At 63.3% G+C, this 13997-nt stretch carries 14 protein-coding genes; 2 read left to right on the top strand and 12 right to left on the bottom strand.

Going from position 1 to position 13997, the window contains the following annotated elements; all coding sequences use genetic code 11:
- Position 1 precedes the first annotated feature (1 nt).
- Together BB029_RS18125 and BB029_RS18120 are read left to right on the top strand one after the other, a co-directional pair.
- Entirely contained in the window at positions 2–379 is a 378-nt protein-coding gene (locus BB029_RS18125; RefSeq protein ID WP_065940221.1) for a hypothetical protein, read from the top strand.
- 116 nt (positions 380–495) lie between these two features.
- Positions 496–2007, top strand: coding sequence for a hypothetical protein (locus tag BB029_RS18120; RefSeq protein WP_065940220.1), 1512 nt, complete (start codon positions 496–498; stop codon positions 2005–2007).
- Between the two features lie 60 nt (positions 2008–2067).
- Here the strand turns inward: BB029_RS18120 and BB029_RS18115 are convergent, their stop codons facing one another.
- From BB029_RS18115 to BB029_RS18060, 12 genes are all read right to left on the bottom strand, one after another.
- Positions 2068–3165 (bottom strand): SMP-30/gluconolactonase/LRE family protein, encoded by a 1098-nt coding sequence (locus BB029_RS18115; protein WP_065940219.1) that lies wholly within the window; start codon positions 3163–3165, stop codon positions 2068–2070.
- Complete coding sequence (locus BB029_RS18110; RefSeq protein ID WP_065940218.1) at positions 3162–3839, bottom strand: sterol desaturase family protein; 678 nt, start codon at positions 3837–3839, stop codon at positions 3162–3164. Before BB029_RS18110 ends, BB029_RS18115 begins: the two co-directional genes overlap by 4 nt.
- Before the next feature lie 89 nt (positions 3840–3928).
- Positions 3929–4792: a LysR family transcriptional regulator gene (locus BB029_RS18105; protein ID WP_065940217.1), complete on the bottom strand. Its 864-nt coding sequence runs from the start codon at positions 4790–4792 to the stop codon at positions 3929–3931.
- A gap of 111 nt (positions 4793–4903) precedes the next feature.
- Positions 4904–6310, bottom strand: a complete 1407-nt coding sequence (locus BB029_RS18100) for an amidase (protein WP_065940216.1) — start codon at positions 6308–6310, stop codon at positions 4904–4906.
- A complete protein-coding gene (locus tag BB029_RS18095; protein ID WP_065940215.1) occupies positions 6307–7575 on the bottom strand; it encodes a Zn-dependent hydrolase in 1269 nt (422 codons plus the stop codon). Before BB029_RS18095 ends, BB029_RS18100 begins: the two co-directional genes overlap by 4 nt.
- Before the next feature lie 13 nt (positions 7576–7588).
- On the bottom strand, positions 7589–8284 hold the full coding sequence (locus BB029_RS18090; protein ID WP_065940214.1) for an ABC transporter ATP-binding protein: 696 nt from the start codon (positions 8282–8284) through the stop codon (positions 7589–7591).
- Positions 8284–9033, bottom strand: a complete 750-nt coding sequence (locus BB029_RS18085) for an ABC transporter ATP-binding protein (protein ID WP_065940213.1) — start codon at positions 9031–9033, stop codon at positions 8284–8286. Before BB029_RS18085 ends, BB029_RS18090 begins: the two co-directional genes overlap by 1 nt.
- The gene (locus BB029_RS18080; RefSeq protein WP_065940212.1) at positions 9030–10037 is read right to left on the bottom strand and encodes a branched-chain amino acid ABC transporter permease; all 1008 of its coding nucleotides are present in this window, start codon (positions 10035–10037) and stop codon (positions 9030–9032) included. Before BB029_RS18080 ends, BB029_RS18085 begins: the two co-directional genes overlap by 4 nt.
- A 1-nt stretch (position 10038) precedes the next feature.
- Positions 10039–10899: a branched-chain amino acid ABC transporter permease gene (locus BB029_RS18075; protein ID WP_065923782.1), complete on the bottom strand. Its 861-nt coding sequence runs from the start codon at positions 10897–10899 to the stop codon at positions 10039–10041.
- Between the two features lie 67 nt (positions 10900–10966).
- Entirely contained in the window at positions 10967–12169 is a 1203-nt protein-coding gene (locus BB029_RS18070) for an ABC transporter substrate-binding protein (RefSeq protein WP_065940211.1), read from the bottom strand.
- A gap of 123 nt (positions 12170–12292) precedes the next feature.
- Positions 12293–13063 (bottom strand): FadR/GntR family transcriptional regulator, encoded by a 771-nt coding sequence (locus BB029_RS18065; RefSeq protein ID WP_027606168.1) that lies wholly within the window; start codon positions 13061–13063, stop codon positions 12293–12295.
- A gap of 107 nt (positions 13064–13170) precedes the next feature.
- Entirely contained in the window at positions 13171–13920 is a 750-nt protein-coding gene (locus BB029_RS18060; RefSeq protein ID WP_065940210.1) for an alpha/beta fold hydrolase, read from the bottom strand.
- Positions 13921–13997 lie beyond the last annotated feature (77 nt).

The raw sequence follows: 13997 nt of genomic DNA, 5'->3' as shown, positions 1-13997 counted from the left end.
CGTGTCGTTTTTTCTTGCCTTCACCATTGTGCATTTTGTGGGGGCGTTTGTCGTTTTGGGGCTGGCGCTGTTTGCCGAATATACAAAACTCGACGAGGTAGAAGGTTATTTCAGTCATAACGAAAGGGTTCGCGCCAATAAGCGATTTTGGAGACGAAACCGATGGCTCGACAGGCAATACCGCATGCTGTTGATGTTTGATTTCCTGTCTGACTCAGCTCGCTATGTGAAAGCAGGCGTTGTGACCGAGGCCGAGCTGGCGTCTGTTCCATTAGGACTGAAACGTTGGGTGTTGTGGCCCTATTACGTCGGCTTTATTTGGGTTATCGCAACAGTCGTTTGGACTGTTTGGCGTAGATGGGCCGACATCCCTATTTGAAAGAGTCTGCATTTTTCCATAAAAATACTGTACATCCATCCAGTCTTATCCTACATTCCATCCCAGGTGACCGGATGTCACCTGACCTTCAGTTTTTAACTATGGATGGATAAAAAATGAAATCGAAAAAAGCCTTTATGCTCGGCGCGGCCATGGCGGCCACCTGCTTTGTCTCGGCCTTTGCCCTCGCTGAACAATACCCTCACCTGGCTGCGCAAGCGGCGCCTCCTGCGGTCAAGCAAGGCTTGAAAAACGCTGCGAAGATCAAGGCCAACAAGGCGACGGCTGCCCTCAAGCAGCAATTGCTGGCGGGTGCCCAGCAGAAGAAACCCCTGTTTGCCCCCAAGGCGAAGGCTGACTCGGTGGTGGAAGACAACACTGCGCCGGCCAGGGTGACCAAGCTGCAGAAAACCACGGCCCAGTCGGCGCCTGCCGTACAGGCTGCGCTGGTCCAGGGCTGTGAGCAGACGCTGGACATCAACTCGCTCTACACGATCGATGGCGTGCAAACCGGCGACCTGCTGTGCTACCACTTCAACCTGCCGCAGAAGGCGCGGATCAATGTTCTGCTGGTCAACCAGACCGCAGGCACCGACATGTCGTTGTCGCTGTTCCAGGACGATGGCCAGGGCAATCCGCTGCCCCTGGGCACCTCCAATAACCCCGGCACGGGCGATGAAAGCCTTGGCGGCGTGGTGCCGGCCGGCGATTACTACTGGTTCATGGAAGCCAACGCGGCGGTCCAGGGCTCGAGCTTCCAGTTCGGTGTGGCGGTCGATACCAACCTTGATGCGTTCGAACCCAATGACACCCCGGACACGGCCTTCCAACTGCCGGACACCCTCAACTACATCAACGGCAACGCCGACAGCCTGGATGATGTCGATTACTTCGATTTCACCGCCGTCCGTGGCCAGAGTGTGGGTATTGCGCTGACGGCCGATGCGACCAGTGGCAGCACGCGCAACAAGTGGATCCTCGAGCGTTTCGATGGCGCCCAGTGGGTCACCGTGGGGGCCAACGTCGTGTCGACCTCGATCACGAGCCCGGGTGTCGGTGGCGTGGTCAAGGTGCGTGTGCGGCCGAACCAGCACCCGAACGAGCCGTGGAGCGCGACCGGCAAGTACAACTTGTCGTTCGGTTCCAACCCGCGGGTGAACAGCCCGGATGTGAAGGGCGAGGCGAACGTGTTGCGCATCCCGTATTCGGCTTCCGACGTGGGCTACGGCTACATGACCACCCAAGCCTATCGTGACCTGACCTGGACCATGGGCCTGTCGGACAGCACCGGTGCACCGCTGGTGGGCCTGCACCCGATCGTCTATCTCGACCAGCGGATCGACCCGGCCAACGGCGATATCGTCTACAAGGCGTATTCGGCGGCGACCGGCAGTTCGGGGCAAGCGTCTGGCACGATCAATGTGGGCACCTGCTCCGGTGATTTCCAGACCACCTTTGTCGATTACGCCCAGGGTTACAAGAACACCTGGCGTACCGATTTCAACTATGGCGTGTGGCGCATGGAAGTACTGGAATACCCCGGTATCGGCGTCGGTGGTGACAACGTCGAGTTCGTCAGCTTCGGCCACCTGTGCAAACAGACCTTGCTGAGCAGCACCAAGAGCTGAACATGATTGACCCGTAGTACCCAGGGCATACAGGCCAAGCGCCTGTATGCCCTTTTTGCGTTATTGCGCCAACGCCAGCTTCAACGGCAAGCGCGCCATGCTCGTATTCTTCAATGAGCCCAGGTACAGCCAGTCGCCATATTCCCGGGCCGTGGTGATGGGTGAGTAATTGCCGGCGCTGCCATCCTGCAAATTGGCGATGACCTTGCCGTCGGTATCCAGCCCCAGCACGAAGGCTTTGCGCTCAATGGGCTTGGGCACCACCATCAGCGCGCGGACCATCACCTTGCGCAGCAATGGGTAGCCGGCAAAGCTGTCCAGCAGCGGGTTGCGTGGTGAGTACAGCGCCACCCAGAAACGGTCCTGGCCGTTGAAACTGAGGTTGTCCGGGAGGCCGGGCAGGTTGTCGATAAACAAGTCGTGGTTGCCCGCACGTTCGCCCTTGAGCCAGTAGCGGCTGATGCGATACGCCCCGGTTTCATTGACCAGCAGGTAATTTTCATCGGGGCCGAGGGCCACGCCGTTGGCGAATTGCAGTTGGTCCAGCAACACCTCGGTGGTGCCGTTGCGAAAGTCATAGCGCAGCAGGCGACCATCGCCGCCATGCTCGATCACCGCCTCGCCATCCTGGCCATAACCCCAGCGGCTCGAAGCATCGCTGAAGTACGCATAGCGCCCGCCGGCATCGATGGTCACGTCATTGGTAAAGCCAAAGGGGACGCCATTGGCGCTGGCGCTCAGGACGGTCAGTTGGCGCTGGGGATCCAGCGCGAGCAAGCCCTTGACCCCGTCGGCAATGATCAAGCGCCCGTCCGGGTGCAGTGCCATGCCCAGCGGCCGCCCACCGGTGTTGGCCAGCACTTCCAGGGTGGGGCTGTCGGGCGACGTGCGGATGATGCGGCCGTCATGCAGCCCGCTGATCAGAAGCCCGTTGGCATCGAGCAGCAAGGCCTCGGGGCCGGCGATGCCCTGGGCGCCGATTTTCTGCACAGCCTTGAGGCGTTGGTTGTCGGCATAGGCGCCTTCCTTCATCGATGGCGCCTTGGGCGGAGCCCAGTTCACCGGTTGCACTTTGGTCGGCATCAACAGCAGGAAAGCGATCACCGCTAGCAGCAGCACAAACAGCAGATGACGCATTTTCTTTCGACGGGTACTCATGACGATTCCTGGTTGTCGTTGGGGTTCGGTTCCCAGTACAGGGTGCCGAACAGGTAATCCATCAGCGGGAGGACGATATTGAAATTGCGCCCCTGCATCAGCTCGCGGCGGTGATGCAGGGCGTGCAGTCGGTGCATCTGGCGAATCCACGGCAGGCGCGCCAGCGGGTGGTCGGCGGGCAAGTGCTCGCAGGCGTGGAACACTTCGTAGAGCAGGTAACCGAGGATCATGCTCCCGGCGAACAGCCCGGCGACATTGGTGTTCAGGTGCTGGAGCAACCACCAGGCGGGGAGGGTGATGACCAGGCTGTGCAGCACGATCAGCCACGCCGGAAAGAGAATGACGCGCCAGTCTCGCGGGCTGTCGTAGGTCATGTGGCCGGGGGTAAAGAAGCTGTGGTGATCACCGGTGTGGCGCGCATAGAACAGGCGGGCCAAGGCGTGCTTGTGGTGGCCGAGGTGGCGATGCACCAGGTAGATACAGAGGTTGAAGAACACCAGGGTCAGCGGCACGGTCAGCCACTCGAACGGCGTAACTCGGTGGGTGGAGGCCCCGGCCAGGGAGATGCAGCACACGCCATAGCCGAGCACAAAGCCGACGTGCAGCCAGGGGTTGTAATGGGGGCTGACCTCGGCGCGGTAGCGGCTGCGAAACGTCTCGGTAGGGTGGACCATGGCGGGCTGCTCAGGTTTTTTTGTTGGAGACTGAGCTTAGTTGGTACACGGGAATCTGCGAGTTTTGCGCGCTGCGCCGGGGAAGGGATTCAGATCAACGGGTCCCAGCGCTGCGACCAGTCACTCTCGGCCTTGACCACTTCACGCAGCAGCCCCAGGGCCTGTTGCAACACCGCCGAATCCCGTGCCCGCGAGTACACCAGGAACGTCGGGAAGCTGAACTCAGGGGCCTTGGGCACGCGCTGCATCACGCCGCTGTCCAGGTAGCTCTGGACCACCCGCGTGCGGAAGTACCCGGCGCCGCCGTTCTCGAGGATGTACTGCAATGCCAGCGGCCCGAGGTTGAAACTCACCGCCGCGCGAGCCCTGTCGGGCAGGGCAGCATCGTGCTGCTGGCGGAAACCCGGGCCCCAATCGATGTAGACGTACGGGGCCGGTTTGCTCGCCAGCTGCACCAGGATCAGTTTTTCTTCCAGCACCTGCTCCACCTGCAACCCCGGCCAGTACTGCGGCTGGAACACCAGCGCCGCATCGAGTACGCCGAGCTCCAGTTGCCGCAGCAGGTATTCACCTTCACGCACTTCGGTACGCAGGGCATGCCCGGGAATCTGCTCGCGCAGGGCCCGGGCCCAGCCAAGCATCAACGGGTTGCACAGGCTGACCTCACCGCCGATATGCAGCACATTGCGATAGCCATCGGGCAACGGCAGGTCGCGCCGCGCGGCTTCCCAGGTTTGCAGCAACTGGTTGGCGTACACCACAAACGCCTCGCCGTCGGCGGTCAGGCGAGCACCGGCACGGTTGCGCACGAACAGCGTACTGCCCAGCTGGCTTTCCAGGTTTTTAACGCGTGCGGTGATGGCGGTCTGGGTGACGTGCAGTTTCTCGGCGGCGGCGGCCAGGCTGCCGCAGCGGGTGATTTCCAGGAAAGTGCGTGCCAGTTCGATGTCCATGAAGCCCCCGGGGATGAATGGGGGACATTGTAGAGGCAGGGGATTGGAGTGCGCTCAGAAAATGTGGGAGAGGCAAGTCGAATCGTCGCACCGCCCCTCCCACATTTGGATCTACGGTGTTGGGGTGATCGGTGTCTGTAAGTGCCGGGTTGGAAACTCCTTGGCATACACCCGGCACACTCGCAACACCTGCTCATCGGCAAACCGCGCCGCCACCACATGCAACCCCACCGGCAAGCCATTCGCCGCCAAGCCGCACGGCACCGACGCCGCCGGCTGCTGGGTGAGGTTGAAGGGGTAGGTGAACGGCGTCCACTCGGTCCATTCCTGCATGCCGGAACCGGGCGGTACGTTGTGCCCGGCCTCGAACGCGGTGATCGGCATCATCGGCGAGACCAGCACGTCGTAATGCTCGTGGAATGCCGCCATCCGGGCCACCAGTGCCGCCCGCGCTTCCAGGGCTGCTGTGAAGTCATCCAGGCTCAACTGCTCGCCACGCTGGGCAATTCGCAGCAGCCCAGGGTCCAGCAGTTGTTTCTGCGCGTCGCTCATGGACCCGGTCAGGCGTGCCGCGCCCGCTGCCCACAAGGTGCTGAACACTTCCAGCGGATCGCTGAAACCGGGGTCGATCTGCTCGACATGGGCACCCAACTGCACCAGGCCCTCAACCGCCCGGGCGACTACCCTGGCCACCTGCGGGTCGACATCCACATAGCCAAACGTGGGGCTGTAGGCCACGCGCAGGCCTTTCAAATCCGTGTGCGGCGTGAGCCATGGCGTGGTCCTCGGCGCACCGATCAGGCCATCCCGCGCATCCGGTTGTGCGACGGCTTGCAGCATCAACACGCTGTCTTCCACGGTGCGGGTCATCGGCCCCAGGTGCGAGAGGATGGTCATCGAACTGGCCGGCCACTGCGGCACATAGCCGAACGTTGGCTTGATGCCGAAGGTGCCGGTAAACGCGCAGGGGATGCGGATCGAGCCGCCGGCATCGCTGCCTTGGTGCAGCACGCCCAGGTTCAGCGCCGCTGCCGCCCCCGCGCCGCCAGACGAACCGCCCGCGGTGGTGCGGGTGTCCCACGGATTGCGCGTGATGCCGTACAGCGGGTTATCGGTGACGCCTTTCCAGCCGAATTCCGGGGTGGTGGTCTTGCCCAGCAGCACCGCGCCGGCCTGGCGCATAAAGGCCGGGAAGGGCGCGTCGACGTCCCACGGCCCCTCGGCCGACGAGGTGCGCGAGCCCTTGCGGGTGGGCATGCCGAGCGTCAGCGTGAGGTCCTTGATCGAGGCGGGCACGCCATCCAGGGCACCGCAGGGCTCCCCCTTCAACCAGCGTGCTTCCGACGCCCGCGCCGCGTGCAGCGCACCCTCGGGGTCGACATGGCAGTAGGCGTTGACCACCGGGTTGTAGCGCTCGATACGCAGCAGCGCATCTTCGGTGACGTCCACCGGCGATAAGGTCTTGTTACGGAAATGCTCCAGCAGTTGCACCGCTGTCAGTTGGCCCATCTCACTCATGCCCTGTCTCCCTGCGCCGCGTTGACCATGGCGCGCAACAACACGGCGCACCCGGCCGCCAGGTCATCCGGCGCGGCGTTTTCGATTTCGTTATGGCTGATGCCGCCTTCGCACGGCACAAAGATCATCCCGGCTGGGCCCAGCTCGGCGACGAAAATCGCGTCATGCCCGGCGCCGCTGACGATGTCCATATGGCTCAGGCCCAAGGCACCCGCCGCATCGCGCACGGCGTTGACGCAGGCCGGGTGGAAGTCCAGGGGCGGGAAGTCGGCGGTGGGCGTCAGTTCGAAGGTCAACCCGTGCCGGGCTGCGGTGGCTTCGATCACGCCACGTACTTCATCGACCATGGCCTGCAGCTTGTCGGCATGCAGGTGGCGCAGGTCGAGGGTCATGTGCACCTGGCCGGGAATCACATTGCGCGAACCCGGATGCAGGCTCAGGCAGCCGACCGTGCCGCAGGCGTGAGGTTGCTGCTGATGGGCGATACGGTTGACCGCGCTGACCACCTCGGCGGCGCCGACCAGGGCGTCCTTGCGCAGGTGCATGGGCGTCGGCCCGGCGTGGGCTTCGACGCCGGTGAGGGTCAGGTCGAACCACTTCTGGCCCAGGCAGCCCATGACCACGCCAATGGTGGTGGCCTGGTCTTCCAGCACCGGGCCTTGCTCGATATGCGCTTCGAAATACGCGCCGACCGGGTGGCCCGACACCGCACGCGAACCGGCATAGCCGATGCGCTGCAATTCAGCGCCCACCGACAGGCCCTGGTCGTCGCGTTTGTCGAGGGTGTCCTGCAAGTCGAACTTACCGGCAAATACCCCGGAGCCCATCATGCACGGCGGGAAGCGCGAGCCTTCTTCGTTGGTCCATACCACCACTTCGAGCGGCGCCTGGGTCTCGATCTTCAAATCGTTGAGGGTGCGGATCACTTCCAGGCCGGCCATCACCCCGTAGCAGCCGTCGAACTTGCCGCCGGTGGGCTGGGTGTCGATGTGGCTGCCAGTCATCACCGGCGGCAGGGCCGGATTACGCCCAGGGCGGCGGGCGAAGATATTGCCGATGGCGTCGACACTGACGCTGCACCCGGCGGCTTCGCACCACTGTACAAACAGGTCACGGGCCTGACGGTCCAGGTCGGTGAGGGCCAGGCGGCACACGCCGCCCTTGACCGTGGCGCCCAGTTGCGCCAGGTCCATCAGCGATTGCCACAGGCGGTCGCGGTTGATCAGCGGGGCGTTGCCCTGGAGCGGTTGCGCAAAACTGTTCATCTGCATTCTCCCGTCAGGCGCTCAGCGCCAGGTAGCGGTTCTTGATGGTCGGGTCGGCGCGGAAGGCGGCGGCGCTGCCCTCGTAGACCACGCGGCCCTGTTCGAGGACGTAATGGCGGTCGGCGAGCTTGTCGCAGACCATCAGGTTCTGTTCCACCAGCAGCACCGGCAGGCCGTCGTCCTTGACCTTGCGCAGGATCTTCACCAGTTCGTCGACGATCACCGGGGCCAGGCCTTCGGTGGGTTCGTCGAGGATCAGCAACTGCGGATCGTTGAGCAGGGCGCGGGCGATGGCGAGCATCTGTTGCTCGCCGCCGGAGAGCGCATGGCCGGCGTTCCTGCGCCGCTCCTTGAGGCGCGGGAACATGCCGTACACGTCTTCAAGCTGCCAGCGGCTGGTCTTGCGCACGGCGATGCGCAGGTTTTCCTCGACGGTCAGCAGGCGGAAGATCCCGCGATTCTCCGGCACCAGCGCCAGGCCCTGGCGCGCGATTTCAAAGATTTTCTGCCCCACCAGCGCCTGGCCGTTGAAGTGGATCTGGCCTTGGCGCGGGCAGATGATGCCGAGGATGCTGCGCAGGGTGGTGGTCTTGCCGGCACCGTTGCGCCCGAGCAGGGTCACCAGTTCGCCGGGGTTGACCCTCAGCGACACGCCTTCGAGCACGTGGCTCTTGTCGTAGTAGGAATGGATGTTGTCAACGATCAGCATCAGGCAGCCTCCCCAAGATAAGCACTGCGCACGCGTTCATCGGCACGCACGAACTCCGGCGTGCCTTCCACCAGGATCTGCCCGTGGCTCATCACCGTGATGCGCTGGCTGATGGACATGACGATGCTCATGTTGTGTTCGATCAACAGCACCGTGTGGTCGCGGCCGAGGTCGCTGATCAACTGGGTCATGATCGGGATGTCATCGATGCCCATGCCCGAGGTGGGCTCGTCGAGCATCAACAGTTTGGGCTTGGAGCAGATCGACATGCCCACCTCCAACACCCGTTGCTGGCCGTGGGACAACTCGCCGGCCAGGGTCTCGGCACGGGCGCTGAGTTGCAGGCGTTCGAGCACCTGGTCGGCCATCTCCAGGTGTTCGCGCTTGCTGTCCACGCGGCGCCAGAAATTCAGCGCACGTGCGCCGTCGCGGCCCTGGGCGGCGAGGCGCAGGTTTTCGCGCACGCTGAGGTTCTGGAACAGGCTGGTGAGCTGGAACGAGCGCGCCATGCCCAGGCCGACGCGCGCGTGGGCCGGCTTGCGCATCAGGTTCCTGCCGTCGAAATGAATCGCTCCGGCCGTGGCCTGGCGTTCACCGGTCAGGCAGTGGAACAGGCTGGTCTTGCCCGCGCCGTTGGGGCCGATGATGGTGTGGATGGTGCCGGCTTCGACCTTGAGGTTCACGCCGTTCACCGCACGGAACGCGCCATAGGCCAGTTCCAGGTCCCGGGTTTCCAACAGGATGCTCATAGTCCTTCCTCCTTGGCGACGACGACCTTGGGACGGCCGCGCACGCGCTCGAACAACGCGGCCAGGCCGCCCCACAAACCGCCGCGCATGAAGATCACCACCAGGATCAGGATCACCCCCAGCAGCATCAGCCAACGGGGCCACAGGTCGGAGAGAAAATCCCCCAGCAGCACGATGGACCCGGCGCCCAGCAACGAACCGAACAGCGAGCCGGTGCCGCCGATAATGGTCATGATCAGGATGTTCTCGGACATCGCCAGGTCGATATTCGACAGCGGCACAAAGTGCAGCAGCATGGCGTACAGCGCCCCGGCAATCCCGGTGACTGCGCCGGACAGCACGAACACCAGGATCTTGAAGTGCCGCGTGTCGTAGCCGATGGCCGAGGCGCGGGTTTCGTTTTCGCGGATCGCCATCAGCGTGCTGCCGAACGGCGAGGCGATCACCCGGCGTGCGCCGATAAAGATCAACAGAAACAGCACCGCGACAAAACCATAGAACGCACGGGCGTCGGCCAGGGACAGCAGCACGGTGTCACCCAGGCGAATCTCGGGGCGCGGTACGCTGAGCAGGCCGTTGTCGCCACCGGTCCAGTCGCTCAAGGTGTAGGCGACAAAGTACGCCATCTGGCTGAAGGCCAATGTGAGCATCACGAAGTAAATGCCGGTGCGCCGGATCGCCAGGGCGCCCACCAGCAAGGCCAGGAAGCCACCGGCGATGGCGGCGCCCAGCAGCGCGGCGAACAACCCCAGTTGCAGGTGGATCATCAGCAGCGCCGCGCAGTAGGCGCCGGCACCAAAGAAGATGCCTTGGCCGAACGACAGCAGCCCGGTGTAGCCCAGCAACAGGTTGCAGGCCAGGGCGGCCATGGCAAAGATCAGGATCTCGCTGGCCAGGGTCGCCGAAGGCAATATCAAGGGCAGGCCGATCAGCACCGCCACGACCCACAACAACATGGCGCGCGATTGGGTTTTGGCAAACGGCAGGGGATTTTTCTCGCTCATGTCAGGCTCTCCCAAACAGGCCGTAAGGCCGCACCAGAATCACCACGGCCATGGCGCCGTAGATCATCAGGCTCGCGCCTTGGGGCCAGAGTGTGGTCATCAGGCTTTGCACCACGCCCACCAGCAAACCGCCGACCAGCGCACCGCTGAACGAGCCCATGCCGCCGATCACCACCACCACGAAGGCGATGCCGAGAATCTCCGGGCCAACGAACGGCTGCGCACCGCGCAACGGCGCGAACAGCACCCCGGCCATGCCGGCCAGGCCCACGCCGAGGGCGAAGGTCATGGAAAACAGGCGGAAGATATTCGTGCCGAGCAGCGACACGGTCTCGGTGCTTTCACTGCCGGCGCGCACCAGGGCACCGAAGCGCGTGCGTTCCAGCAGCAGCCACAGGCCCAGGCCCACCAGCCCGGAAAACACGATGAGGAACAGGCGGTAGTAGGGGTAGACGAAATCACCCACCACCAGCACGCCGCGCAGCAGTTCCGGCACGGCGACGCTTTTGCCCACCGGGCCCCAGATCATCACGCTGGCTTCCTGGATGATCAGCGCGATGCCCAGGGTGACCAGGATCTGGAACATGTGCGGCAAGTGATAGATCCGCTGGATCAACAGCCGCTCGATCACCCAGGCCAACGCGGCCACCACCAGCGGCGCAATCAACAGCGCCAGCCAGAAGTTGCCGGTGAGGCTCACGGCGGTGTAGCAGATGTAGGCGCCCAGCAGGAAGAACGCGCCGTGGGCGAAGTTGACGAAGTTGAGCAGGCCGAAAATGATCGTCAGCCCGACCGCGATCAGGAAGTAGATCATTCCCAATCCAAGGCCGTTGAGTATCTGGAACAGGTAAAGATTAAGCATGCAGAAACCCTCGAACAGCTGGCCGCCCGGGCGGCCCTGCCGTGTACAACGGTGGTGTTTTAGCGGATCAGGCGAGCGTGCAGCCCGTGGCTTCCACCGTCGGGAATGACTGGCCGGCGCTGAGCACCTTGGCCAGGTCATCCTTGTCGGCCATGTCGCCGGCGGCCTTGCCGATCAGCAGGTAGTAGTCCTTGATCACCTGGTGGTCGCCGGCGCGGATCGACTCCTTGCCGGTGGGGCCTTCGAAACTCAGGCCCTGCATGGCCTTGGCCACGGTCGGCCCGTCGAAGCTGCCGGTGGCGATGATGGTGTCGAGCATGACTTTGGTGCTGATGTAGTCGGCGGCCAACGGGTAGGTGGGGTTGATGCCGTACTTGGCCTGGGTCAGCTTGACCAGTTCGCGGTTGAGCGGGGTGTCGACCTGATGCCAGTACTGCGCACCGAGGTATACGCCGTCGAGGATATCGCTGCCCAGTTCCTGGAACTGGTCGAGGCCGGCGGACCACACCAGCAGCACTTTCATGCGCTCCTTGATGCCGAAGTTCACCGCCTGGCGCAGGGTGTTGGACGATTGGCTGCCAAAGTTGAGCAACACCAGCACATCCGGCTTGGTGGAAATGGCATTGGTCAGGTAGCCGGAGAATTCCTGCTCCTGCAGCGAGTGGTAGCTGTTGCCGACGTGCTCCAGGCCATGTTCCTTGAGTACGTTTCTGGCGCCTTCGAGCAGCGCTTCGCCGAACACATATTGCGGCGTGATGGTGTACCAGCGTTTGGCATCCGGCAGCAGCTTGATCAGCGGCACCATGGTTTCGCGGATCGCGCCGTAGGTGGGCACCGACCAGCGGAACGTGGCGTGGTTGCAGTCTTTGCCGGTGACTTCATCGGCACCCACCGGGGTCATGAACACGCCGCCGACTTTGTCGACTTCCTTGGCCACCGCGAGTGCCGACGACGACAGCGTGCAGCCCTGGAAGAACCGCGCGCCGTCCTGCTGGATCGCTTCCTGCACCTTGCGCACGGCCTTGCCGGCGTTGCCCTCGGTGTCGATGACCTTGTAGTTCAAGGGCCGGCCCAGCAGCTCGGTGTGTTGTGCCACCGCCAGGCGCGAACCCATGTCGGCAAACTTGCCATAGCTGGCAAAGGCGCCGGACATGGACTTGAGGCCGTAAAAGGTAAAGGGCTCGGCGGCGAATGCCGAACGCACGCTCAGTGGAAGACTGAGGGCGGCGGCCGCGGTAAGACTGGCTTTCAATAACGTACGACGCTGCATGGGGTGACTCCCTGGTTTAGTTATTGGCAGGAGTAGCAAGGGCGATACGGTGGAGCAGGGCCTGTGGGCAGGCCTGTTATTGGGATAACGCAGTGAATGCAGTCAACTGTGGGCGGGGTGTTTTCAGTGGTTGTGGTCGAACTCCAGTAGAAAGTGCGGGCTGACCTGGCCTTCCAGCGCAGTCATATGGTGTTCGGCGTCGCACATATGTTCATGCATCAGGCTGCGTACCGCGCCTTCATCCCCGGCGCGAAAGGCGTTCAGCAGCTGTTTGTGATAGTCGAGGTTGGCGGCGTCGAACTGCTTGCGCTTGGGCTTGTAGGCTTTTTTCAGCACCACCAGGTCGCGCAGCAGGTCGTTGAGAAATTGCGCCATAAAGCTCAGCAACGGGTTGGGGCAGGCCTTGGCCAGCAGGTTGTGGAACTCCAGTTCCGCCAGGCGTTGCTCGCGCTGGCCGGCTTCGCTGTCTTCGGGGGCGCTGCAGAAATCCACGTTGTCCTGCAATGCCCGGTAGTCGTCCTCACTCAGGCGCCCGAGCACCGACACCGCCAGTTCCACTTCGATGACCTTGCGCAACTGGTACACCTGCTCGCCGTCCAGGTGCTGGAAGTGCAGGTAGTTACGCAGCGCGCGGCTGGCGGGTTCGGTGCCGGCCTGGTTCAGGTAGGCACCGCCGCTGGGGCCGGTGCGTGTACTCACCAGCCCCTCGACCTCCAGGGCCTTGAGCGCTTCACGGGCCGAGCCCTTGGAGCACTGGAAGCTCTCCATCAGCTCACGCTCGGTGGGCAGGCGGTCGCCGGGCTTCAAGGCGTCGGTGACGATGGAGCGCTTGACCGACTCGACAATCACGTCGGACAGCTTCTGGCGTTTGCGGCGTAGCGGGCGAGTCAGCATGGGTTCGATTTATCGTATTAATGCGGATAAATAGCACTTAATAACGATTGCGGCGGAGCGTCAACGCAGGGTGTCGTTTTCGGCGGCAACAGGTCGTAAACGACGCGCTACTCCCAATTGCCCGAATCCAGGCAGCGGGTGGACGGGGGCGGTTGCCTGCCATAGGCCAGGAAGTCGCCGACCCATCGGTTGACGCAGCCGCTGGCCGTCGTCTGAGCGGGCTCCTTGAGGCGCAGCTGCTCGACCAGGGGCGCAGCCTTTTCTCCGTAGGGAGCATTGACCAGCACCATGCGCGCGACGCGTTCCGGATACAGCGTCCCGTAGTGGTTGCCCAGCCGCGTGGCGTCAGCATTGCCCAGGTAAAGCAGTTGTGCATCGCCCAGCTGGGCACGTACGAACTCCATGTCCCGAGCGGCGTGTTCGACGCTTTTGTCGTGCTTGAGGTCGCGGTGGCTGAGTTCGATGACGTCATAGTAATTGAGCAGCCTGCGGTAAGCCTGAGTGGAGTAGTCGCCCCAGCGGCTGGCCAACTGAATGGCGAAGGTGCCGCCGGTGTTGCTTCTCGAGGCGTTGCCGGCCTGGGCAAAGACCAGGCCGGCGCGGTTCAGCGGCTCGCGGGCGCCCACACGGGTCAGGTAGAGACGCATGCTGCCTTGACGCGGCGCAGCGTAATTGCGCGGTACGGTCACGATGCCGCACTGGGTGCGCGCGAGCACCTCGGGGTCCAGGCCCTCAACGTGGGGCAGCGGGCAGTCCAGCAACCAGTCGATGGCGGTGGGCTTGATCAGGGGCTCGGCATGGCCAAGGCTCGCCAGCAGCCAGAGACAGGCGCACGCCAGGGAGTTTGCAGCAGTCATCGAGAGGTCCGGGTCAGCCGTGGGATGGCGGCTGTTTTACCAAGGACCTGAGGTCGAAGAATGTAGGTTGAGAAAAC

It is taken from the genome of Pseudomonas sp. S3E12, assembly GCF_001702295.1.
GTDB classification, from domain to species: domain Bacteria; phylum Pseudomonadota; class Gammaproteobacteria; order Pseudomonadales; family Pseudomonadaceae; genus Aquipseudomonas; species Aquipseudomonas marginalis.
This window is presented reverse-complemented; position numbering and strand designations above follow the sequence as displayed.

Excerpts from the sequence above, each read along its gene's own strand:
- BB029_RS18085 (WP_065940213.1), bottom strand. The coding sequence starts at position 9,033 with ATGAGCATCCTGTTGGAAACCCGGGACCTGGAACTGGCCTATGGCGCG.
- BB029_RS18120 (WP_065940220.1), top strand. The coding sequence starts at position 496 with ATGAAATCGAAAAAAGCCTTTATGCTCGGCGCGGCCATGGCGGCCACC.
- BB029_RS18080 (WP_065940212.1), bottom strand. The coding sequence starts at position 10,037 with ATGAGCGAGAAAAATCCCCTGCCGTTTGCCAAAACCCAATCGCGCGCC.
- BB029_RS18065 (WP_027606168.1), bottom strand. The coding sequence starts at position 13,063 with ATGCTGACTCGCCCGCTACGCCGCAAACGCCAGAAGCTGTCCGACGTG.
- BB029_RS18100 (WP_065940216.1), bottom strand. The coding sequence starts at position 6,310 with ATGAGTGAGATGGGCCAACTGACAGCGGTGCAACTGCTGGAGCATTTC.
- BB029_RS18105 (WP_065940217.1), bottom strand. The coding sequence starts at position 4,792 with ATGGACATCGAACTGGCACGCACTTTCCTGGAAATCACCCGCTGCGGC.
- BB029_RS18110 (WP_065940218.1), bottom strand. The coding sequence starts at position 3,839 with ATGGTCCACCCTACCGAGACGTTTCGCAGCCGCTACCGCGCCGAGGTC.
- BB029_RS18115 (WP_065940219.1), bottom strand. The coding sequence starts at position 3,165 with ATGAGTACCCGTCGAAAGAAAATGCGTCATCTGCTGTTTGTGCTGCTG.
- BB029_RS18075 (WP_065923782.1), bottom strand. The coding sequence starts at position 10,899 with ATGCTTAATCTTTACCTGTTCCAGATACTCAACGGCCTTGGATTGGGA.
- BB029_RS18070 (WP_065940211.1), bottom strand. The coding sequence starts at position 12,169 with ATGCAGCGTCGTACGTTATTGAAAGCCAGTCTTACCGCGGCCGCCGCC.
- BB029_RS18090 (WP_065940214.1), bottom strand. The coding sequence starts at position 8,284 with ATGCTGATCGTTGACAACATCCATTCCTACTACGACAAGAGCCACGTG.
- BB029_RS18060 (WP_065940210.1), bottom strand. The coding sequence starts at position 13,920 with ATGACTGCTGCAAACTCCCTGGCGTGCGCCTGTCTCTGGCTGCTGGCG.
- BB029_RS18095 (WP_065940215.1), bottom strand. The coding sequence starts at position 7,575 with ATGAACAGTTTTGCGCAACCGCTCCAGGGCAACGCCCCGCTGATCAAC.